Below are 20,220 nucleotides of genomic sequence, written 5' to 3'. Positions count from 1 at the left end.
TCAAATGCGCGACGATGGGCGAGGCGAAACGAAAACGGGAAGCCGTCTTGAGCGGGCCGTGTCCTTGCGGTTCGATGAAGCCCGCGCGCACTTGCTGCTTCGATGGCCACCGTTGGCACAAACCGCCAACAGTCCTCGGCCTCAAGGCGCTGCCCGCGCGGGGCCGCGTTGAAAAATGCTACATGAAGGAGCTGGGATCGTGCGTCGCCCCGATCTCGGGCGAGCACATCATATCCGATTCTGTCTGCCGCGTGCTGACAGGCGGCGGCGAGTTTTCCATCTCAGGCGTTCCCTGGCTGGAGGCCGGCGAGATGAAGATAATCCCGCCGCCGCAGGCAAACTGCCTCTGCACGAAGCACAACAGCGCGCTGAGCCCGCTCGACGATGCCGCGCGTTACTTCTTCGCATCGCTCAAGTCGTATCTCGAAGATGATGATGGCTCGTGACACGCGATCGTATCCGGCCATGACCTCGAACGCTGGATTTTGAAGACTGCCAAAGCGGCGGCCGTCTCACGGAACTTGGCGCGCGGACGGGAGAGGCTGTCCGGTGCGTTCTCGCGGGACGAGGCTGTCCTCGACATGCTCGACGATCCTCGCCACTGGCGCCGAGGGCGCGGGGCTTTACTGCACCATGAACGCTGGCGACATGACCGAGAACACCCCACGCTTTCAGCTCCTGCCTCTCACGGACGAGCGCGACGAGATCAAAGCCATGGCGATCAGCATCATGGGTTTTCGCTTCATGCTGCCGCTCGAGGCGCCCGATCCAATCCAATACCCATTCTTGGCTGGCGCACGATACCGACCGAGCAGAATTCTGGTGTCGTATCCCGAATCAACCAATTGGCTGACGCTGAGTTGGGAGGATGACGGAAAGCACGAGGAGCTGACGGTCCAATGGTTCCAACCTCGTTGACGGGGAAAGACACTCAAACAACGCCCATCGACGTCTGGAACAGAGAGACCTTCGATGAGGCTCTCTTGGCGATCCTCAATTCAGAGCGCGATTTGCTTCGCGACTACGCCCTCACGGACAAGCGACAATTCCTCGAGCGCCAAGCGGCGGCGCATTGGACCCCGCCCGCGACCAACCCGTATGCAGCGGCACGAAATGAGTTTGTCGAGCACGTCGTCGTGCCTGCGATGGATCGCCGCTCGATTCGGGCATGGCATTACACGCGGCTGACGGAGGACGAGACCGCGCTGCTGCGAACGGGCGGCGTATACACCTCGAACCTGGAGACCATTCGTCGAAGGTTGGATGTGCAGGTTTCCGCCGGCGTGCTGTCGCCCGAGATTGCCGATGCGCTGTTTGCCGCAAGCCCCTTTCACCAGCAGAACGACTCGCGTTCCGGCAAATTCTGGATGACCTCTCATCCTATGTCTGCGGACAACGGCCTCGTGGAGCTCCTGCTGGAGCATTGGGGTGGCGAAGGCGTGTATTTCTGGCTCGAGGACCCGGAGCTCGTCGAATTGGTGAAGAGTTTCGGGCGGCCGCGGATCCTCGAGCTGGCGGTGCCGCTGGAGACCACGTCCCACAGCTACCCGGCGGCCAAGGCCGTCGTCGCCAGCTTTGTCCGATCACTTGGCTGCGAGGCGGAGTGGCCGGCGTTCGACCTGTACACGAAGGCAGCGCTCGCCCCCGACGCTGTGCTGGGAGTACACACGCAGGGCGAGCCGAACTTCGCGGCGCTTGCGCGCGGCTATCCTGCGGAGTTCGTTGACCGCGAATGGTAACGATGGGACTTCATGCGCTCTCTATGTCGGCCCGGCTCGCGGAGATCAGTTCACCTCTGAAGGGTCGGGCACGATGAAGGGCGCGAAGAAGCGGAGCTGCTCCTCTGTCGAATCGCAGAGCTCGCCGCCGCAGTAGTGCGCGTGGACAAGCGCCCAGAACACGACCTCGTCCGAGCGGCCGGCGAACAGCGCCTTCTGCATGGTCCTGCCGATCAGCGTGACGGCCCTGAGGTGGTCGTAGCGGGCGTGGAGCTCGTGGGCGACGATCTTGGTGTCGGCAGTCCGGATCACAGGCATCTCCTCGGTTCGAATCGGTTGTTCACGCGGCCTCGGCGAGGACGGGCTCGCCCGTGCCGCGCGCCGCCTGGATCGCGTCGAGGGTCTCCCGGTTGAAGGACATGCGCAGCGCGACCACCTCGTCGCGGCCGATGCGCTTCGGGAATCCGAGCGGCCGGACGAAGAAGCGCAGCTGCATGGCGATCACCATCAGCCGCCAGTCGATCGCGACCGTGACCGTGTCGACCTTGCTCGCCATCCCCCACTCGACGACGCCCTGGGCGAGCTCGAGAAAGGGGCTCTCGCCGCACGGTCGCATCTCGCGGTGCCCGCGCGCGACGCAGAAGCGCGTCCACTCGAAGACGCGCGGGCCGCGCGGCGGGCGCCGCCGGCACAGATCTCCCAGCACGTCTGTCAGCAGATGCGGGCGCGTCGTCGGCAGCAGGCGCTGGTAGCCGACGATCTCGTCGCCGCGCACGCAGAGCTGGTGGACCGCGTGCGCGTCGTCGAACCTGTCGCGCTCGAGCCCGTCAGGTTGGCGCAGGTCCTCCCAGCCCTTCTCCTCGACGAACACCGCGTGGCGGAAGCGGAAGGCCCGGTCCATCAGCGCCGCGTGGCGGCTGACGTCCGAGCCAGGGATGACCAAGAGCATGGGCGTCTCCTCGGCTTGCTGGACGAGCCGAGTTGGCCATGCACGGCGAAGCGCCGGTATGGTCAAAAAAGACCATTGCCGCGGGAAGGGCTGGATTTCGACCAGGATTGCGCGAGCGCAGCCGCCTCGACCAGTGCGGTCGACAACCGGCTTGCGAGCGCGAGCCTTATCGCAGAGCGCCGTGACAGGCTGATGACGAAGGGGCAGACGCGAGGCTGGCGCTAGCCGCCGCGCGCCGGGCACTCCGTCGACGGCAGGGCGACCCCGTGCCCCACAGGTATGTAGCCGAGCTCGTCGCACAAGTCTCGGAAAACGAGGCGGCGGCGCTCCTTCTCCGCCTCGGCGAACGCGCAGCGCGCGGCGTGCTCGCTGTCGGTCGCGTCTCCCAACCGGCAGGCGGGACAGTTCGCGGTGTGGAAAGCGCGCTCCCACTCGGCCAGCGCCGCGACGTAAGCGCGGTGGGCGTCGACTGCCTGCGACTCCAGCGAGCTACTAGCCACCCGAACTCTCCCCGAAGAGAACAGTGTCTGCGGTACGCCCCCGCAAACGAACCTCTCTGACTCTTGGTGATCGGGGAGTTCGAAACCGCTGTTACACGGCCCTATGGCCTTTAGCTCGGAGAGCCTGTTGTATACGCCACAGGCTCCCCGACCATAAGGTCAAGGAGTGCGGTGCCGTAACGGCCGGCACCAACCGGTAACAGCGGGGTTTCGACGCCCCAGGGCGACGCGTACCGCCCCGCACGACTCATAGCCCCTTGGGGGGCCGCGTTCCAGACAGATTCGTTAAGGAGCCGGCTGCGACGCGACGCGCGCAGCCTGCCGACGTCAGCCGGCCAGTCGCGCCAACGGCAGCTCGAGCAGGATCGACACGCCGTCGGCATGCCAGTCGCGCGTCAGGCTGCCTTGCAGTCCCGCAAGGGCCGCGCGCTCAAGCGTGGAGCCGAAGCCCTCGCCCCGGCTCGCTCCGGGCGCGTTCGGGACGCCCGCCTCGCGCTACTGCACGCGCAGGCTGTCCCCTTGCGTGCTCAACTCGATGCGCAGCCGGCCCTCCGGCACGGAGAGCGCGCCGTACTTGGCTGCGTTGGTGGCGAGCTCGTGCAGCAGCAGCGCCGCGGACGTCAGGGCGTTGCCCGAGAGCGGCGCGTCGCTCCCACTGATGGCAAAGCGGGGATCCCCGTCGCTCGCGTGCGGCGCGAGGACGGCCTCGAGCAGTGCCACGAACGTCGTGGCGCTCGCGCCCGTGGCGTCTTCGGAGAGCTCCGGCATTGTCAGCGCGTGGGCCCGCGCGAGGGCGCGAAGGCGCTCGGACAGGTCGGCCGCGAGGGCCTCCCCGCCTTTGGTCGCGCGGGCGCTGAGCCCGACAAGCGCCGCGGTAAGGCTGAACAGGTTCTTGATGTGGTGGTTCATCTCGCGCAGCAGCAGGTTCTGCTGGGCGAAGGCGCGCTTCTGCACACTGATGTCGCGCGCGATCTTCGAGGCGCCGAGAATCTCGCCCGCCGCGTTCCGCACCGGGGACACGGTGAGCGAGATGTCGATGAGTTCGCCGTCCTTGCGGCGGCGGACCGTCTCGAAGTGCTCGATGCGCTCGCCGGCGCGCAGGCGGTGCAGGATCTCCGTCTCCTCCGCCAGCCTGTCGTCGGGAATGATCATCGTGATCGACCGGCCGACCGCCTCGTTCGCGCTGAAGCCGAACATGCGCTCGGCGCCGCGATTCCACGTCATGATGACGCCGTCGAGCGTCTTGCTCAGGATCGCATCGTCCGAGTTCTCCACGACGGCGGACAGCCACGCGGCCGCCTCGGCTGCCTGACGATCGGCTCCAGGCCTGGGCAGGCCTTGCTGACTACTTTGCGGTTGTTCGTCGGTCATGCGTGCCCCCGGGTCGGATTTCCTCCCGCGAGGGCTCAGGCGCCGCAGCGACCAACAGGCAGGCGTACCGACCTACTTAAATGGTCAGAGCCTGAAGCGCTATCGGGGAGGTGTTCCTCGCCGCGTCCGTCTCCCCGCCGCTGCGCGCAACGGCCTTGACGCCGACCGCTCGATCGGCGCAGCGCGGTCGTGACGGCCTTCGGCCAGCGTCCCGATGACACGGCACTCCCGCACCCGCCCCCGTTCGCACTCCTCCACCGTGCGCATCAGCTCCGCGCGCAGTTTCGACAAGTGTTCTACGCGCTGGTCGCTCTCGGCGATATGTCGCCGTGCTATCTCGTCGACCTCGGCGCAAGACTGCTCCGGCTTCGCGCTCATCGCCAGCAATTCGCGGATGGCCTCGACTTCGAATCCAAGCTCGCGGGCGTAGCGCACGAAGACGAGCCGCGACGCGTGGCTCTCGTCGTACCGCCGCTGCTGGCCTTGCGTGCGCGGCGGCGCGGGCAGCAAGCCGACCTGCTCGTAGTAGCGGATCGTTGGCACCTTGACGCCCGAACGCCGCGCTAGCTCCCCGATCGCGAACTCCATCGAAAAACCCTCTTGAACCTCTAGTCACTATAGGGATTACGGTCTTCTCTGAAAAGGAGGCGCGGAATGGCCGACGAATGCTGCAATCGAGAGGGCGACGCCTGCTCCAGGCCGGCGCCGCTGGTCCTCCCCGCGAAGAAGAGCGCATTAGCGCGCGAGACGGCGGACGCGTGCTGCTCCCACGGCGTTCCCGTCTTTGATGGCGTCGACCCGCGCTACAAACGCGTGCTGTGGGCCGTCATCGGCCTCAATGGGGCAATGTTCCTATTCGAGATGGTCGCGGGCCGGCTCGCCGGCTCCCAAGCCCTGCAGGCCGACGCGCTGGACTTCCTGGGCGACACCGTGACCTACGGATTGAGCCTGGCGGTGATCGGCGCCTCGCTCCGCACGCGGGCGAGCGCCGCGCTGGCCAAGGGTCTGTCCCTGAGCCTGATGGGGCTCTGGGTGTTCGGCTCCACGGCCTACCGGGCCCTCATCCTCGGCGTGCCCAGCGCTGACATCATGGGAATCGTCGGCTTCCTGGCGCTCGCTGCGAACCTCGCGTCGGTCGGCCTCTTGCTCCCTTACAAGGATGGCGATGCCAACGTCCGCTCGGTCTGGCTCTGCTCGCGCAATGACGCCATCGGCAATATCGCGGTGTTGTTTGCGGCCCTTGGTGTCTGGGGAAGCGCCACAGCGTGGCCCGACTTGATTGTGGCCGGCATCATGGCAGGCGTCTTCCTGACTTCGGCCGTTCAGATCCTCCGGCAGGCCTGGAGGGAATATTGGCAGGAGCACACGCCGCGTTCTGTTGCGGCGAAATAGACCTGTTGTTGGGCGCAGCCGCGCTCATGCGCGGACGCGCTCTACCTCCGGCCGTTCAGGCGGCCTCCGACCGAACCCGCCGGCGGCGGTTTCGGCCCGTGCGGGTCACGATCGCTCTGCCAAGGTAGCGCGATCCGGGAAGACAAACGCGACATACGAAACGTGTTCGAACCGCGCCCGAGACCTCGGGCGCGGTTACTTCCTAAGCAAGCGTGACAAGCTCGGGCAGAGGAGCGCTGCAATCGCAGGCCGCACACGATGGCGAGCAGCCCTCGCCGGTGCCGGGAGAGTCCCGCAAAACACACACGCGACGCGGCGCAACCTGAAGCGACGGCACCTACCTCAGTCGATGCAGCGACGATCGGACTTCCATGCGTCCGGGAAGGACCACCCGCTCTCGAATGGGCTTTCCTTGGTCCGGCCGCGGCCTTCCACGATCAACCCGCGAGGGGTTCGCTACGCAAGCGTGCGACCTCTCCGGCTGCGCCTGCGAGGTGATCGCGGCCGCGCCCGGACACGTCGGCGCCTGTCGAGCGGGGATGGTCCCCGCCCCAAGACGGGAGCCCCACGATGTCGCAGAACCTCAACCTCGCCCAGGAGAACGCCTTCAACCTCGCCCGCACCCTGATGGTCCCCGTGGTACTCTTCCAGGTCGACGACGCCTTCGGCGTCATGGTCTCGAGCGAGTACGACGGCGACGAGGACACGATTGTGCACGAGTACGATCCATGGTCGCCGGCCTACTAAGCCGGCCGGTGCCGCTGGCGCCGCGCCCGATGCAAGGGAGGCTGCGCCGCGGCCCAAGCCGAACGATCGCGACCACTTGCCGTCGCGCCCTTGCATCCGGCACGCTTCGCGGCAGGCGGGCGGCGTCCGTTGGTGTGGAGACGGGCGTCAACCGAAGAAAGGAGCGGGCTGGAAGCCCGCGTAGTGAAGGCCATGGAGAAGAGCGAAATCGAGGAATTGAGACGGAGGGTCGGCTGCGCTGCCCTGCTGGAGGACGACGGCTGGAAGGTCGACGTGAAGGAGAGCACGCGGCGCGCCGTGAAATACCGCCGCGACGCGAGGATCGTCATCGTGATCCACGACGGCCGCGGCTGGTTCGACCCGCTGTCGACGGCGAAGGGCGACGTGTTCGACCTGGCCGAGCACTTGGGCGCCCACGGCTTTCCCGAAGCCTCGGCCCGCGTCGCGGCCCTCGTCGGCTTCGTCCCCGCCGCGCCGGCGTGGGAGCGGCCGAGCCGTCCGGCGCCCGTCCACTCCGTCGCCGACCGCTGGGGCCGCCGCGCAAAGCCTCGGCCGGGCTCGGCGACGTGGCGCTACCTGACGGGCGAGCGGGGCATCCCGGAGTCCGTCGTCGCCACCGCGGTCCGGCAGGACCTGCTGCGGGAGGGGCCGCACGGCAGCATGTGGGCGGCGCACGGCGACGGCGGCGGCATGCTCCTGGGGTGGGAGGAGCGCGGCCCGCAGTGGCGCGGCTTCTCCACCGGCGGCGCCAAGGAACTGTTCCGGCTCGGCCCCTTGGCGGCAGCGCGGGTCTGCGTCACCGAGGCCGCGATCGACGCGATGAGCCTCGCCGCGATCCAGGTGCTGCGCCCCGACACCCTCTACGTCAGCACGGGCGGCGGCTGGTCGCCCGCGAGCGAGCACGCCATCCGCCGGCTCGCCGAGCGGCCGGGCGCCCGGCTTGTCGCCGCGACGGACAACAACCGCCAGGGCGACGTCTACGCCGACCGCATCCGCCTGATCGCGTCCGAGGCTGGCGCGGCCTACGCGCGCTCGCGGCCGCGCGCCGGCGACTGGAACGAAGACCTGAAGGCGCTTCTCGCGCGCATCGACAGTGAGCCCTTGGCCAAGGCGGGATAGCGGCATCGGCGGAGCACGCGGCGAGAAGTCCAAAAGACGGTGCCGCTCGTCCACGCGGCGACGCTTCCGCTAGGCCCGCACGCTCTCATTGTGCAGTAGGGGTTCCTTGATTGTTTTCGGGACCCCTCCGTGCCCGGCGACCCTCGCTCACAAGGAGAATCCAGACCGAACCGGCGAGCAGAGAGGGCGTCGCGACGACTGCAGCGCGAACCTTGCTCTGTGCGATGGAGGAAGTGGTTCATGGATTCGTTCGAGATCAACAAAATACTTGGCGGCCTGCTCGGGGCCGCCTTCGTCGTCTTCACGATCTCACTTCTGTCCGACGCGATCTTCGCCAACCCCGCGCCGCGGATACCCGGCTACATCCTGAAAGCGGCGGCGCCGATGGGTCAGAGCGCTGCGGCCGCCGCGCCGAAGCGCGTCGCAATCAGCGCGCTCCTCCCTGTCGGCCGACGCCACGAAGAGCGAAGCAATCTTCAAGCGCTGCCAAGCTTGCCACGACGGCACCAAAGGCGGCCCGAACAAAGTCGGCCCGAATCTCTGGGGCGTGATCGGGCGCGCAGTCGCCTCGCACCCCGGGTTCAACTACTCGCCGGCGATGAAAGCCTTCTCGATGGGCGGGAAGGCCCACTGGGACTACCAGATGGTCAGCGACTTCATCACCTCGCCGCGGGACTACGTGAAGGGCACATTCATGACGTTCGCGGGCCTGCCCGACGCGAACGACCGAGCGAACGTCATCGCCTTCCTCCGGATGCTCTCCGACGATCCGCTTCCACTCCCGAGGCAAGCCTCCGCTGCCGGCAAGTAGCGCCCGTCGCGACAAGCGGCGCGGCGACCGCCGTCCAAACGGTGTTAAGGAACAAGTGAGACGAAAAAGATGCCGGCAGAGGGTGTCCGCTGCCGCATGCTCGCCGGCCGCATCAAGGGTGGAGCTCGCCCGCGTCCCGCGGCCCTTGACCCGGCCGGGCGGAGAGGCGGCCGCCGAGGGTGTCTTGAACACCCGAAGGAAAGGGACCGCCAATGCCTGTCTACACAATCGAGACCACCTACCGCCTGCCCGTCTACCGCCAGCGCAGGTACGAGGCGCCGACCCTCGCTGACGCCTGCCGCCTCGCCGTCGACGACAACGACTGGGATGACGGCAAGCGCGACTACGAGTCGGCCGGCGAGACATACGTCACCGGCGCCTGGGAGGGCGCGGACACCGCCTATGGCGGCCCCGCGCTGCAAGTGCCGTCGCACTACGACGAGCCCCTGCAGCGCAAGGCAGACCACTTCGAGGTGCTGCTCGGCCTGGTCAAGGTGCTGGCCGGCACGCAGGACGCGGCGGCTCGCGCCTACTGGGGAGACCGCGCGGCGCTCGCGGCCGCCAAGGCCGAAGCGATCCTTGCCGGCGCGCGGGACCCCGATGCCGACGCGACCCAGCCGCGCGCGCACATCCTCCTGTCCTTCGACGAGCAGGAGGCGCGCGCGGCCGTCGAGGAAGTCATTGCGAACGACGACGCCGTCACGCTGTCGCCGGCTTCCGTCGCCGATGCGGACATCCACGCCGCCTGCGTCGCTGTGGCGGTCGCGTCGGACCTTTCGGAGGAGCGCGGCTCCGCGCTGTTCAGGGCTGCGCTCGCCGCCATCCGGAGCGCTGAGCAGCGGCTTGGGAGAGTGAAGGAGGGATAAAGACGGGGAAGGGAAAAGAAGGAGTGACCTGCCGCATGCCCGGCCGGCGCGTCAAGGGAGGCTTCGCCCGCGTGCCGCGGCCCTTGACCCGCCGGACCGGAGAGGCGGCCATGAAGGAGGGTCAGAAGGGCTGAAGAGGATGGCGAGCCGAAGCAGGCGAGCCGCGCTCCAGCCCGACGAGGCTGAAAGGAGCCCGCTCATGACCCTCCCCTCCATTCGCAAGGTGTACCAAGGCATCGCCGACCGCCGGCAGATGTTCAACATGTTCAACCGCCACGCGCAGCGGCCGATCCGCTGGCAGAACGACGACAGCGCCCTTCACTGCGGCGAGTGGTTCGAAGTCGGCGAGGCCGAGTACCACTACATGCTCGATATCCTGCCGCCGCTGTGGATGCGCGCCGACATGTTCGCGATGCGCGAATTCCTCACCGGCAGCGTCACCGGCGTCTTCTTCTCCCTGGCGATCGATGGCCGCCAACGGTTTTTCCACGGCTACTGCGATCTCGCGGACCGCGCCTCCCCGGCGCGCATGCGCGCCGTCATCGTCGACCGCGAGTCGCGGCCGGTGAAGGCGATGACACGCGAGGAACGGCTTGAGCACATCTGGTCGAGCACGCACGGCGACTACCGCGGATACGCAGGCGAGAATTGGCCCGCGCATCTGCGCGGGCTGCGCACGGTGCTGGTCTACGGTGGAAAGCAGGGCACGGTCGCGAAGCTGCTTGACCGCCTGACCGACGCGGAGGTCTCGGCGAAGCTGCCCGTGCACTTGCGCTACCTCCCTGACGCGATCGCAGCGTGACGGGAGGCGGCGATGTTCACCTTCTCCGTCACGGACGTCCGCGCCGTCCTCATGCGTGGACGGCTCGACGCCTACCTCAACGGGGGTTTCCGTAATCCCCATTATGGCCTGCATCCCGGCCGAGATGAGAAACCCGGCATCTGGCTGGTCGGCGACGAGGGCGTGTACATCCTCTCGAACGGCAAGCTCAAGAAGGGGCAGCGCCCGTTCGTCGTCTATGCCGACGAATGCGACCCGAAGACCAACGCCGACTACTGGCACTACAAGCGCCAGCATTTCGGCGGCGATGACGGGATCGAGTTTATCGACGCCGTCATGCTTGTGAAGCTGATCGCGGCCAGCCCCGGCTGCACGCATCTGCGGATCGTCTTCCTCCCGAATTCGATGCAGCTCTACGTGATCGCTAGAGACTAGCGATCCGACGACGGTCGCCGCTCGGCGGCCGTGCCCGACCCGTTCCCAAAATCCGCGCACGTCCAGCCGGCTGGAGCACTCCAGCGGGCCGATGGCGCTCGCCCTCACCACAAGGAGACATTCCAATGGCGCATGACGATCCCTTCACCCTCGATCTCTTCAACAACACCGCGCTCTCGTCGGGCCTCGGCCTCGGCGTCACTGCGTTCGCCGGTGACATGGCCGTCGAGCCGGACGATGACGATCGCGATCCGTCGACGCCAGCACCTGCGCGTCCGGCTGCGGCCGTCGGCCGTTCGATCTCGCCCGCGCACCGGGCGAGAGGCGCGAACTTCCATCTCGCCGGCGACCGCGCCCTCGCGAAGGGCTGGAGGAGCCGCGCGCGCGACAACATCAACGCGATCCGGCTTGCCGCCGCGATCGAGGCCGAGGCACGGCCGGCGACAATCGACGAGCAGGAGCAGTTGATCCGCTTCACCGGGTTCGGTGCTTCGGAGCTCGCGAACTCCGTCTTCCGGCAGCCTGGTGAGGCTGACTTCCGCAAGAGCTGGGAGGCGATCGGCGAGGAGCTGGAAGAGGCGGTCGGAGACCTCGAGCACGCCTCACTCGCGCGCTGCACCCAGTACGCGCACTTCACCCCGGAATTCATCGTCCGAGCGATGTGGGCAGGACTTCAGCGTCTCGGCTGGCGCGGCGGCCGCGTGCTCGAGCCCGGCGTCGGCGCCGGGCTGTTTCCGGCGCTGATGCCCGAAGAGCTTCGCGCCGCCTCGCACGTCACCGGCATCGAGCTCGACCCGGTGACGGCGCGCATCGTGCGCCTGCTGCAGCCACGGGCACGCATCGTCACCGGCGACTTCGCGCGCACCGAATTGCCGGCGGCCTTCGACCTCGCCATCGGCAACCCGCCCTTCTCCGACCGCACCGTCAGATCGGACCGGGCGTACCGCTCGATGGGCCTGCGCCTGCACGACTACTTCATCGCGCGGGCGATCGACCTCTTGAAGCCCGGGGCGCTCGCGGCCTTCGTCACATCGCACGGCACAATGGACAAGGTGGACTCTTCCGCCCGCGAGCACATCGCCAAGTCGGCCGACCTGGTTGCGGCAATCCGCCTGCCGGAGGGCAGCTTCCGCGCCGATGCCGGCACGGACGTCGTCGTCGACATTCTCTTCTTCCGCAAGCGCAAGGTCGGCGATCCGGAAGGCGACCTGTCGTGGCTCGACCTCGAGGAAGTCCGGTCCGCGGCCGGTGACGACGGTGCTATCCGCGTGAACCGCTGGTTCGCGCGGCACCCCGACTCCGCACTCGGCGCGCACGCGCTCACCTCGGGCCCCTTCGGCGAGGCTTACACGTGCCTGCCGCATCCGGATGTCGATCTCGATCAGGCTCTCTCCGCAGTGGTCTCTCTTCTCCCGGAAGCCATCTACGACGGCGAGCCCGACGCGATCGACCCCGAGTTGGAAGACATGGGCGATCTCGGGGACGTCGACCTTCCTTCTGATCGCCATGTGCGGGAGGGCAGCTATTTCTTCGACCAGTCCCACGGCCTGATGCAGCTCCTCGACGGCGCGGCCGTCGCCGTCAAGGCGCGCAAGGGGCGCAGCGCGGACGGCATTCCGGAGAAGCACGTCCGCATCATCCAGAAGCTGATCCCGGTCCGCGACGCCGTCCGCGAGGTGCTGAGGTGCCAAGAGCTGGACCGGCCGTGGAAGGACGCGCAGGTCCGCCTGCGCATCGCGTGGTCGAGCTTCGTGCGCGACTTCGGCCCGATCAACTTCACCACAGTCTCCATGACGGAAGACGAGGAGACGGGCGAAGTGCGCGAGACGCACCGCCGGCCGAACATACAGCCCTTCCTCGACGACCCCGACTGCTGGCTGGTCGCCTCGATCGAGGAGTACGACCTCGATACCAACACTGCAAAGCCCGGGCCGCTCTTCACCCAGCGCGTGATCTCGCCGCCGGCGGCGCCGGTGATCACCAGTGCGGCCGACGCGCTCGCCGTCGTGCTGAACGAGCGCGGCCACGTCGACGTCGAGCACATCGCCGAGCTGTTGCACCGTGATCGCGACAACGTCGTCGCCGAGCTCGGCAGCGCCATCTTCCGCGATCCGGCCGACGGCTCATGGCAGACAGCCGACGCGTATCTGTCGGGCCCTGTCCGCGACAAGCTGAAGACGGCGGAAGCGGCGGCCGCGCTCGATCCGGACTATGAGCGCAACGTCACCGCGCTGCAGGCAGTCCAGCCCGCCGATCTCAGCCCGTCGGACATCACCGCACGGCTCGGCGCGCCGTGGATTCCGGCCGCCGACGTCATCGCCTTCGTCAAGGAGACGATGGGGGCCGACATCAAGATCCACCACATGCCGGAACTCGCGTCGTGGACGGTGGAAGCACGGCAACTCGGCTGGATGGCGGCGGGGACCTCGGAATGGGGCACCGACCGGCGTCACGCCGGCGAGCTGCTCGCCGACGCACTCAACAGCCGCGTGCCGCAGATCTTCGACACGGTGAAGGACGGCGACAGCGAGCGCCGCGTCCTCAACGTCGTCGACACCGAGGCCGCGAAGACCAAACTGCAAAAGATCAAGGACGCCTTCCAGCGCTGGATCTGGTCCGATCCCGACCGCACCGACCGCCTGGCGCGCGTCTACAATGACCGCTTCAACAACATCGCGCCACGGGCCTTCGACGGCTCCCACCTGAGACTTCCCGGCGCCTCTGGCGTCTTTGTTCTTTATGGGCACCAGAAGCGCGGCATTTGGCGCATCGTCTCAGCCGGCTCGACCTACCTCGCCCACGCCGTCGGCGCGGGCAAGACCATGACGATGGCGGCTGCCGTCATGGAGCAGCGCCGGCTCGGCCTGATCGCGAAGGCGATGCTCGTCGTGCCCGGTCACTGCCTGGCGCAGGCCGCGCGGGAATTCCTGGCGCTCTACCCGAACGCCCGCATCCTCGTCGCCGACGAGACCAATTTCACCAAGGATAAGCGGCACCGTCTCCTGTCGCGCGCCGCGACCGCGACCTGGGACGCGATCATCATCACGCACTCCGCCTTCCGCTTTATCAGCGTGCCGTCAGCGTTCGAGCAGCAGATGATCCAGGACGAGCTCGAGCTCTATGAGACGCTGCTGACCAAGGTCGAGAGTGACGACCGCGTCTCGCGCAAGCGCCTCGAGCGCTTGAAAGAGGGACTGCAGGAGCGGCTGGAGTCGCTGTCGACGCGCAAGGACGACCTGCTGACCATCTCCGAGATCGGCGTCGACCAGATCATCGTCGACGAGGCGCAGGAGTTCCGCAAGCTCTCCTTTGCCACGAATATGAGCACCTTGAAGGGCGTCGACCCGAACGGCTCGCAGCGGGCCTGGGACCTGTTCGTCAAGTCTCGTTACGTCGACATGAAGAACCCGGGCCGCGCGCTCGTGCTCGCCTCCGGCACCCCGATCACCAACACGCTCGGCGAGATGTTCTCGGTGCAGCGCTACCTCGGCTACGCGGCGCTCAGCGAGCGCGGCCTGCACGAGTTCGACGCGTGGGCGTCGACCTTCGGCGACGTCACGACCGAGCTCGAGCTGCAGCCGTCCGGCAAGTACAAGTCGGTCACGCGCTTCGCCACCTTCGTCAACGTCCCGGAGCTGATCGCGATGTTCCGCTCCTTTGCGGACGTGGTGATGCCTGAGGACCTGCGCCAGTACGTCAGGGTGCCGGCGGTCTCGACCGGCAAGCGGCAGATCCTCACCGCGAAGCCGTCGGCGGCGTTCAAGCGCTACCAAGCGCTGCTCGGCGAGCGCATCAAGGCGATCGAGGAGCGCGACCGCGCGCCCGAGCCTGGCGACGACATCCTGCTCTCGGTCATCACCGACGGCCGCCACGCGGCGATCGACCTGCGCCTCGTCGACCCCGACAACGACAACGAGGCCGACAACAAGCTGAACCAGCTCGTCGGCAACGCCTTCCGCATCTGGAGCGACACTGCCGAGAGCACATACGTCCGCTCCGACGGGAAGCCGTTCGACCTGCCCGGCGCCGCGCAGATGATCTTCTCGGACCTCGGCACCATCAGCGTCGAGAAGTCGCGCGGCTTCTCGGCGTACCGCTGGATCCGCGACGAGCTCGTCCGCATGGGTGTGCCGGCCTCCGAGATCGCCTTCATGCAGGACTACAAGAAGTCGGAGGCGAAGCAGCGCCTGTTCGGCGACGTGCGCGCCGGCAAGGTCCGCTTCCTGATCGGCTCGTCGGAGACGATGGGGACCGGCGTCAACGCGCAGCTGCGCCTGAAGGCGCTGCACCACCTCGACGTGCCGTGGCTGCCGTCGCAGATCGAGCAGCGCGAGGGGCGCATCGTGCGGCAGGGCAACCAGCACGACGAGGTCGACATCTTCGCCTACGCGACCGAGGGCAGCCTCGACGCGCAGATGTGGCAGAACAACGAGCGCAAGGCCCGCTTCATCGCCGCCGCGCTCTCGGGCGACACCTCGATCCGACGGCTCGAAGACATGGGCGAGAGCCAGGCCAACCAGTTCGCCATGGCGAAGGCGATCGCGTCAGGCGACCCGCGGCTGATGCAGAAGGCCGGACTCGAGGCGGACATCGCGCGGCTCGAACGGCTGCGGGCCGCGCACATCGACGACCAGCACGCGGTGCGACGGCAGATCCGCGACGCCGAGCGCGACGTCGAATATTCGACGCGCCGCATCGGTGAGATCGGCCAGGACATCGCGCGTCGCACCCCGACCTCGGGCGACGCCTTTGCGATGGCGGTGACCGGAGAGACCTACGCCGAGCGCAAGCTTGCGGGCCGCGCGCTGCTGAAGGAGATTCTCACCCTCGTCCAGCTTCAGCAGGAAGGCGAAACCGTCATCGCGTTGATCGGCGGCTTCGACCTCGAGTACTCCGGCGAGCGCTTCGGCCGCGATGGATACCGCTTCGCCACGATGCTTCTGCGAACTGGTGCGGAGTATGAGATCGAGCTGCCGGTTACGGTGACGCCGCTCGGCGCGGTCGCTCGCCTCGAGCACGCGCTCGACGACTTCGAGGGCGAGCGGGAGCGCTACAGCCAGCGGCTGGCCGACGCGCGCAGGCGGCTCGCCTCCTACGAGTCACGCGACGCCGGCGACTTCGCCTTCGCCGGCGAGCTCGCCGACAAGCGCCGGCAGTTGGCCGAGGTGGAGAAGGCACTGGCGGAGGACGACGGAAGCGCCGGCGGGATGCAGGCAGCAGCATGAAAGGAAATAGAAAAGAAGAAGAGCGGGAGAAAAGCCCGCTCGCAGATCGGGCGGGCCGCCGGCGCTGCGCTCAACCGCCGCCTGCGCGATCCCGGCCCGTCGTCCTGCGCAGGGCTTCGGCCCTGCTGGTCCTGCCGGGCAGGGATGCTCGGCCGCAGTTGCACCGGCCCGTCCGCTCCGCGGGCCGGGGGGTGTCTTCGGGAAGAAGACGAGAAAGGGCCGGGGAAGCCGGTCCCGCAACCCCAAAAGGAGCACTTCCATGCAACTCATCAAGGTCGACCCGCGCGCGCTGAAGGAGAATCCCGACCGCATGCGCCAGACCAAGTCGACGCCGCAGGCCGACGCGCTGCTGCTGGCGACGATCAAGGCCGTGGGCATCGTGCAGCCGCCGGTGATCACGCCGGAGACCGGAGGCGGCAACGGCTACGTCATCAACGCCGGCCACCGCCGCGTGAAGCAGGCGATCGCCGCCGGGCTCGAGGAGATCGACGTCCTCGTCGACGACGCGGCGAACGACAACGGCGCCATGCGCTCCATGGTCGAGAACATCGCCCGCGAGGCGCTGAACCCGGTCGACCAGTGGCGGGCGATCGAGCGCCTGGTCGCGCTCGGCTGGACGGAGGAGGCGATCGGTGTCGCGCTCGCGCTGCCGGTGCGCCAGATCAAGAAACTCCGCCTGCTGGCGAACGTGCTGCCGGCGATGCTCGACCACATGGCCAAGGGCGACATGCCCGACGAGCGCCAGCTCCGCACCATCGCGGCTGCGTCGCTCGACGAGCAGAAGGAGGTCTGGAAGAAGCACAAGCCGTCGAAGGCCGACCCGCAGGTCTCGTGGTGGAGCGTGGCGCAGGCGCTGCAGAAGACGCGCATGTTCGCGCGTCACGCAAGCTTCGGCGACGACCTCGCGCAGGCCTACGGCATCGCGTGGGTCGAGGACCTGTTCGCCCCGGCGGACGAGGACAGCCGCTACACCACCGACGTCGAGGCCTTCCTCGGCGCGCAGCAGGAGTGGATGACGGCGAACCTGCCGAAGAAGGGCGTCATCGCCGAGACCACGAACTGGGGTGAGGTGAAGCTGCCGCCGAAGGCGGAGCGCGTCTACGGCAAGCCGGCGAAGTCCGACTGCACGGCGATGTACCTCGACCGCGACGGCCGCGTGCAGACCGTGCACTACCGCATGCCGGCGGCGAAGAAGCCGAAGGGTAAGGGCGCGACCGCTCCGGACAACGCCGCGGACGACGTCGGCGAGGTCTCGAAGCCGCGTCCCGACGTGACGCGCAAGGGCGTCGAGATGATCGGCGACCTGCGCACCGACGCGCTGCGCGAAGCGCTCGGCCGCGCACCGATCGAGGACGACACGCTGATGGCGCTGCTCATCCTCGCCTTCGCCGGGCAGAACGTCTCCGTCACGACGGGAGGCGGCGGCACTACCTACGGCCACAGCCGGCTGGCGAAGAACGCGGCGGTGCTGTTCGACGCCGACGGCAAGCTCGCCTTCGACATTGACACGCTGCGCGGCGCGGCGCGCACCATGCTGGTCGACGTCTTCTCGTGCCGCGAGAACGCCACCAACAGCGGCGTCGTCGCCCGAGTCGCCGGCGAGGTGGTCGGCGCGGACGCGTTCCTGCCGAACATGGGCACGGAGGACTTCCTGTCCTGCCTCTCGCGCGGCGCCCTCGAGGCGTCGTGCAAGGACACGCCGGTCCTGCCGCGCCAGCGCGTGAAGGACACGCGCGCCGCGCTCGTCGAGCACTTCAAGGACGGGCACCTCGTCCACCCCTCCGCGCTCTTCGCGCCCGATCCGGCGAAGCTCGCCGACTGGCTGTCGTCGAGCGCGATCTCGCCCGGCGACGACGAGACGGAGGAGGACGCCGACGGCAGCGACGACGGCTTCCCCGGCGAAGAGGCCGAGGCCTTCCAGGAGGCCGCCGAGTAAGCGGCGCGCCTCTTCTCCCGAACGATCCGCCGCCGCCGGCTTGGCCGGCGGCGGCTCTGTTCTCACTCTCGCGCAAAAGGAGGACGACATGTCCGCGCAAGAAATCTTCGACGACGCACCCGTCGGCTCGACCGTCGCCTGGTCGGATGGGACGCCGCGGCCACCGGCTCGCTTCAACAAGAAGCTGGCCGCCTGGCGCACCAGCAACAGCAGCGGCCGCCTGATCCGCAAGCAGGGCGGCCGAGGCGTCGGCAATATCCCGCGCCCGGCCTACTTCACGCTGCACGAGGCCGACTACGGCGCCGGCGGCGGCGTCGCCATCCGCGTGCACCGGACGTTCTCGGTGAAGTCGAAGCTCTGCTTCGCCGTCGTCGAGCGTCCCGCCGTCGGCGCGGTCCGCGTGTTCGACCGCGCCGGCGATGACGCCGAGCTCGTCTGCCTGGCGACCAACGAGGCTGACGCGAGGGAGTGGCTGACGCGGCACGGCTATCCGCGCGCGGTGCTCGAGGCGGTCACGGCCGACGAGGTCGGCGCCGACGCCGTCGAAGGGAGGGCCGTGGCATGAACACTCCATCTCTCCTTCTCGATCACGTCTCCTTCGGCCGCAGCGCCGACGGCCTTCTCGTCGCGCTCGTCGTCGACACGGCGTTCGCGATGGCGCCGGCGCGCGACGGTCGGCACAATCTCGTCACCGGCTGGCGCATTCGGCGCCCGATGGTGGAGTGGAAGCGCGACGATTTCTACGGCTACTCCGGCGAGCTCGCCGACGAGGCGGCGTTTCGCGCCCGGGTGCTCGAAAACGCCGAGCACCAGCGCGAGCGCAGGATGCTGGGTCGCGTCGAAGAGCATTCGCGCGCGCACACGCCATGGGGCGCCTCGCAGGGCGCGACGGTCTATGCCGAGGGCGTGACCTCGCATTCGACCGCCGGACACGGCGGCTTCAAGCTTTCGGCCGCGCGCAACCGCAAGGTCCATCCCACACTGCGCTCGGCGGGCGGCTGGTACGAAGAAGATGCCGAGTGGGCGATCGTCGCGATCACCTTTCCGCACCTCTTCACGGCGTTCGAGCGGCGCTGCGCGGAGCGAACCGTCAAGGATTCGTGGCCGGACGCATGGGAGGCGATCTTCGGCACGATCCTCATGCCGGGCGAATCGCACGAGAAGGATCGCCGTGCCTTCGAGGCGGCGCACGCCGACGACTGGGTCGTCGCCTCGGCCATCACATCGAAGCACGAGCCCGGCTTCGTCGAAGTCGTCGCCACGCTCGGCGGCAAGCGCGGGCCGGGGACTGAGGAGCGCCGCTTCCTCGTCCCATCCGACGACTACAGCGTCGGCCGCTTCGGCTTCGTGGTCGACGAGGCGCGCCACCAGGTCTACGGCGGCCCCTCCGACTTCATTGGATGGAGGTGACCATGCCCTGGCGCCTCATCGCCAAAGCCTTCGGCTGGCGTTCGGCCACCGACGAGGACAGCGAGACGCCCGTCCTCGTCGTCTGGCACCCCCGGCTCGGGCGGCACTTCACCGGCTCGGACGCCTGGAAGCGCGCCGTGCGCGTCTCGGTCCACGCGCCCGAGCCCTACCCTTGTGGCGCAGACACAAAGGAGGCCCGGCCATGAAAGCGTACCTCGTCGCCGTGAACCTCCTGGTCCACGCGCACCACAATCCAGAGAGCGCCATCGCCGACGCGCTCGACGGCATCCTCACCCCCGACATGCGCAAGCACGCCGGGGCCAACTCGGCGCTGATCGACTGGGCGGTCGCCGGCGACGACCTTTCTTCATCCATCGCGGGCGTCTCCCTCCCCGATGACTACACGGCGGACGAATCCGCTTTTCCATTGTGGCCGCTGGGGACTGTGCGATGACTGGGCCACCGGACCGCCGTCTCGCGCTTGCGCGCATGGAAGCCGCGCATGCCGAGACGCAGCGGCATGTCCGCGTTGTCGAGCGCCAGATCGCGGCACGCGCAGAGCGGATGACGATCACCGAACGGGCGAAGCGCCGGCAGCACGGCCGGAGCGCATCGAGCTGGACGAACGCTGACGAGCGTGTGTTTCAGCAGCGCCTCGCGGAGCTGGCCCTCGCCCGCCGCGGCGAGATCGACGCGCTCACACGCAAGCTCGATCGGCAGGAGACGGCGATCGCCGAGTTTCGGAGGCGCAATCGCGTTTCCGCTTCCGCTGCAGGGGAGTGAGAGACCAAGCGCCTCACCGTCGCGACGGCGAGGAAGGACCCCGACGCGCGTCGGCGGCGGCGATCGGTCGGAGGGCCTGCGGTGACCTCCCGGTTTCGGCGGCGGGTGACCCTTTGCCGACGCCCCCTCGGCTTGTGCTGCGGTCTGAACCGTCCGCGGTCCGCTTCAAGGGCAAGT

Annotated in this window: 21 protein-coding genes; 17 read left to right on the top strand and 4 right to left on the bottom strand. The window is 68.2% G+C overall.

The features are described from left to right. The first annotated feature begins 182 nt into the window (after positions 1 to 182). The 3 genes from CE453_RS01465 to CE453_RS01455 all read left to right on the top strand — a co-directional run bounded on the left by CE453_RS01465 (position 183) and on the right by CE453_RS01455 (position 1,739). Positions 183 to 446: a hypothetical protein gene (locus CE453_RS01465; RefSeq protein ID WP_089172972.1), complete on the top strand. Its 264-nt coding sequence runs from the start codon at positions 183 to 185 to the stop codon at positions 444 to 446. A 202-nt stretch (positions 447 to 648) separates the two neighbouring features. Next, the gene (locus CE453_RS01460; RefSeq protein WP_248307721.1) at positions 649 to 918 is read left to right on the top strand and encodes a hypothetical protein; all 270 of its coding nucleotides are present in this window, start codon (positions 649 to 651) and stop codon (positions 916 to 918) included. 65 nt (positions 919 to 983) lie between these two features. Continuing rightward, positions 984 to 1,739: a hypothetical protein gene (locus CE453_RS01455; RefSeq protein WP_089172971.1), complete on the top strand. Its 756-nt coding sequence runs from the start codon at positions 984 to 986 to the stop codon at positions 1,737 to 1,739. A 45-nt stretch (positions 1,740 to 1,784) separates the two neighbouring features. On the opposite strand, the gene CE453_RS01450 is transcribed toward CE453_RS01455, so the two are convergent. From CE453_RS01450 to CE453_RS01430, 4 genes are all read right to left on the bottom strand, one after another. Then, positions 1,785 to 2,030, bottom strand: a complete 246-nt coding sequence (locus CE453_RS01450; protein WP_089173006.1) for a hypothetical protein — start codon at positions 2,028 to 2,030, stop codon at positions 1,785 to 1,787. A 28-nt stretch (positions 2,031 to 2,058) separates the two neighbouring features. Continuing rightward, positions 2,059 to 2,667, bottom strand: a complete 609-nt coding sequence (locus CE453_RS01445) for an acyl-homoserine-lactone synthase (RefSeq protein WP_089172970.1) — start codon at positions 2,665 to 2,667, stop codon at positions 2,059 to 2,061. Positions 2,668 to 3,662: 995 nt separating this feature from the next. Beyond that, on the bottom strand, positions 3,663 to 4,538 hold the full coding sequence (locus tag CE453_RS01435) for a PAS domain S-box protein (protein WP_248307719.1): 876 nt from the start codon (positions 4,536 to 4,538) through the stop codon (positions 3,663 to 3,665). A gap of 99 nt (positions 4,539 to 4,637) precedes the next feature. Further along, entirely contained in the window at positions 4,638 to 5,126 is a 489-nt protein-coding gene (locus tag CE453_RS01430) for a MerR family transcriptional regulator (protein WP_089172968.1), read from the bottom strand. A 66-nt stretch (positions 5,127 to 5,192) separates the two neighbouring features. On the opposite strand from CE453_RS01430, the gene CE453_RS01425 reads away from it, so the two are divergent. The 14 genes from CE453_RS01425 (at position 5,193) to CE453_RS01360 (ending at position 20,043) form a co-directional block, all read left to right on the top strand. After that, positions 5,193 to 5,930 carry a cation efflux transmembrane domain-containing protein gene (locus CE453_RS01425; RefSeq protein WP_089172967.1) on the top strand — a complete coding sequence of 246 codons (738 nt, stop codon included), beginning with the start codon at positions 5,193 to 5,195 and terminating at the stop codon, positions 5,928 to 5,930. A gap of 570 nt (positions 5,931 to 6,500) precedes the next feature. Next, positions 6,501 to 6,677 (top strand): hypothetical protein, encoded by a 177-nt coding sequence (locus tag CE453_RS28890; RefSeq protein WP_198302113.1) that lies wholly within the window; start codon positions 6,501 to 6,503, stop codon positions 6,675 to 6,677. Positions 6,678 to 6,869: 192 nt separating this feature from the next. After that, positions 6,870 to 7,796: a DUF3991 and toprim domain-containing protein gene (locus CE453_RS01415; RefSeq protein WP_089172965.1), complete on the top strand. Its 927-nt coding sequence runs from the start codon at positions 6,870 to 6,872 to the stop codon at positions 7,794 to 7,796. 547 nt (positions 7,797 to 8,343) lie between these two features. Then, the gene (locus CE453_RS29585; RefSeq protein WP_089172964.1) at positions 8,344 to 8,607 is read left to right on the top strand and encodes a hypothetical protein; all 264 of its coding nucleotides are present in this window, start codon (positions 8,344 to 8,346) and stop codon (positions 8,605 to 8,607) included. Between the two features lie 212 nt (positions 8,608 to 8,819). After that, entirely contained in the window at positions 8,820 to 9,473 is a 654-nt protein-coding gene (locus CE453_RS28885) for a hypothetical protein (protein WP_089172963.1), read from the top strand. Positions 9,474 to 9,672: 199 nt separating this feature from the next. Next, the gene (locus CE453_RS01400; RefSeq protein WP_089172962.1) at positions 9,673 to 10,275 is read left to right on the top strand and encodes a DUF1419 domain-containing protein; all 603 of its coding nucleotides are present in this window, start codon (positions 9,673 to 9,675) and stop codon (positions 10,273 to 10,275) included. A 12-nt stretch (positions 10,276 to 10,287) separates the two neighbouring features. Next, positions 10,288 to 10,689: a DUF3085 domain-containing protein gene (locus CE453_RS01395; protein ID WP_089172961.1), complete on the top strand. Its 402-nt coding sequence runs from the start codon at positions 10,288 to 10,290 to the stop codon at positions 10,687 to 10,689. A 125-nt stretch (positions 10,690 to 10,814) separates the two neighbouring features. Beyond that, the gene (locus CE453_RS01390; protein ID WP_089172960.1) at positions 10,815 to 15,914 is read left to right on the top strand and encodes a DEAD/DEAH box helicase family protein; all 5,100 of its coding nucleotides are present in this window, start codon (positions 10,815 to 10,817) and stop codon (positions 15,912 to 15,914) included. A gap of 259 nt (positions 15,915 to 16,173) precedes the next feature. Beyond that, positions 16,174 to 17,850: a ParB/RepB/Spo0J family partition protein gene (locus tag CE453_RS01385; protein WP_089172959.1), complete on the top strand. Its 1,677-nt coding sequence runs from the start codon at positions 16,174 to 16,176 to the stop codon at positions 17,848 to 17,850. Positions 17,851 to 17,938: 88 nt separating this feature from the next. Further along, entirely contained in the window at positions 17,939 to 18,415 is a 477-nt protein-coding gene (locus tag CE453_RS01380) for a hypothetical protein (protein WP_089172958.1), read from the top strand. Further along, positions 18,412 to 19,260, top strand: a complete 849-nt coding sequence (locus CE453_RS01375; RefSeq protein WP_089172957.1) for a DUF7007 domain-containing protein — start codon at positions 18,412 to 18,414, stop codon at positions 19,258 to 19,260. Before CE453_RS01380 ends, CE453_RS01375 begins: the two co-directional genes overlap by 4 nt. Positions 19,261 to 19,262: 2 nt before the next feature. Beyond that, positions 19,263 to 19,466 (top strand): hypothetical protein, encoded by a 204-nt coding sequence (locus CE453_RS01370; protein ID WP_089172956.1) that lies wholly within the window; start codon positions 19,263 to 19,265, stop codon positions 19,464 to 19,466. Continuing rightward, on the top strand, positions 19,463 to 19,714 hold the full coding sequence (locus tag CE453_RS01365) for a hypothetical protein (protein WP_089172955.1): 252 nt from the start codon (positions 19,463 to 19,465) through the stop codon (positions 19,712 to 19,714). The genes CE453_RS01370 and CE453_RS01365 overlap by 4 nt, the downstream gene beginning before the upstream one ends. Then, a complete protein-coding gene (locus CE453_RS01360; protein ID WP_089172954.1) occupies positions 19,711 to 20,043 on the top strand; it encodes a hypothetical protein in 333 nt (110 codons plus the stop codon). The genes CE453_RS01365 and CE453_RS01360 overlap by 4 nt, the downstream gene beginning before the upstream one ends. Positions 20,044 to 20,220 lie beyond the last annotated feature (177 nt).

This window comes from Bosea sp. AS-1 (assembly GCF_002220095.1).
Lineage (GTDB): Bacteria > Pseudomonadota > Alphaproteobacteria > Rhizobiales > Beijerinckiaceae > Allobosea.
This window is presented reverse-complemented; position numbering and strand designations above follow the sequence as displayed.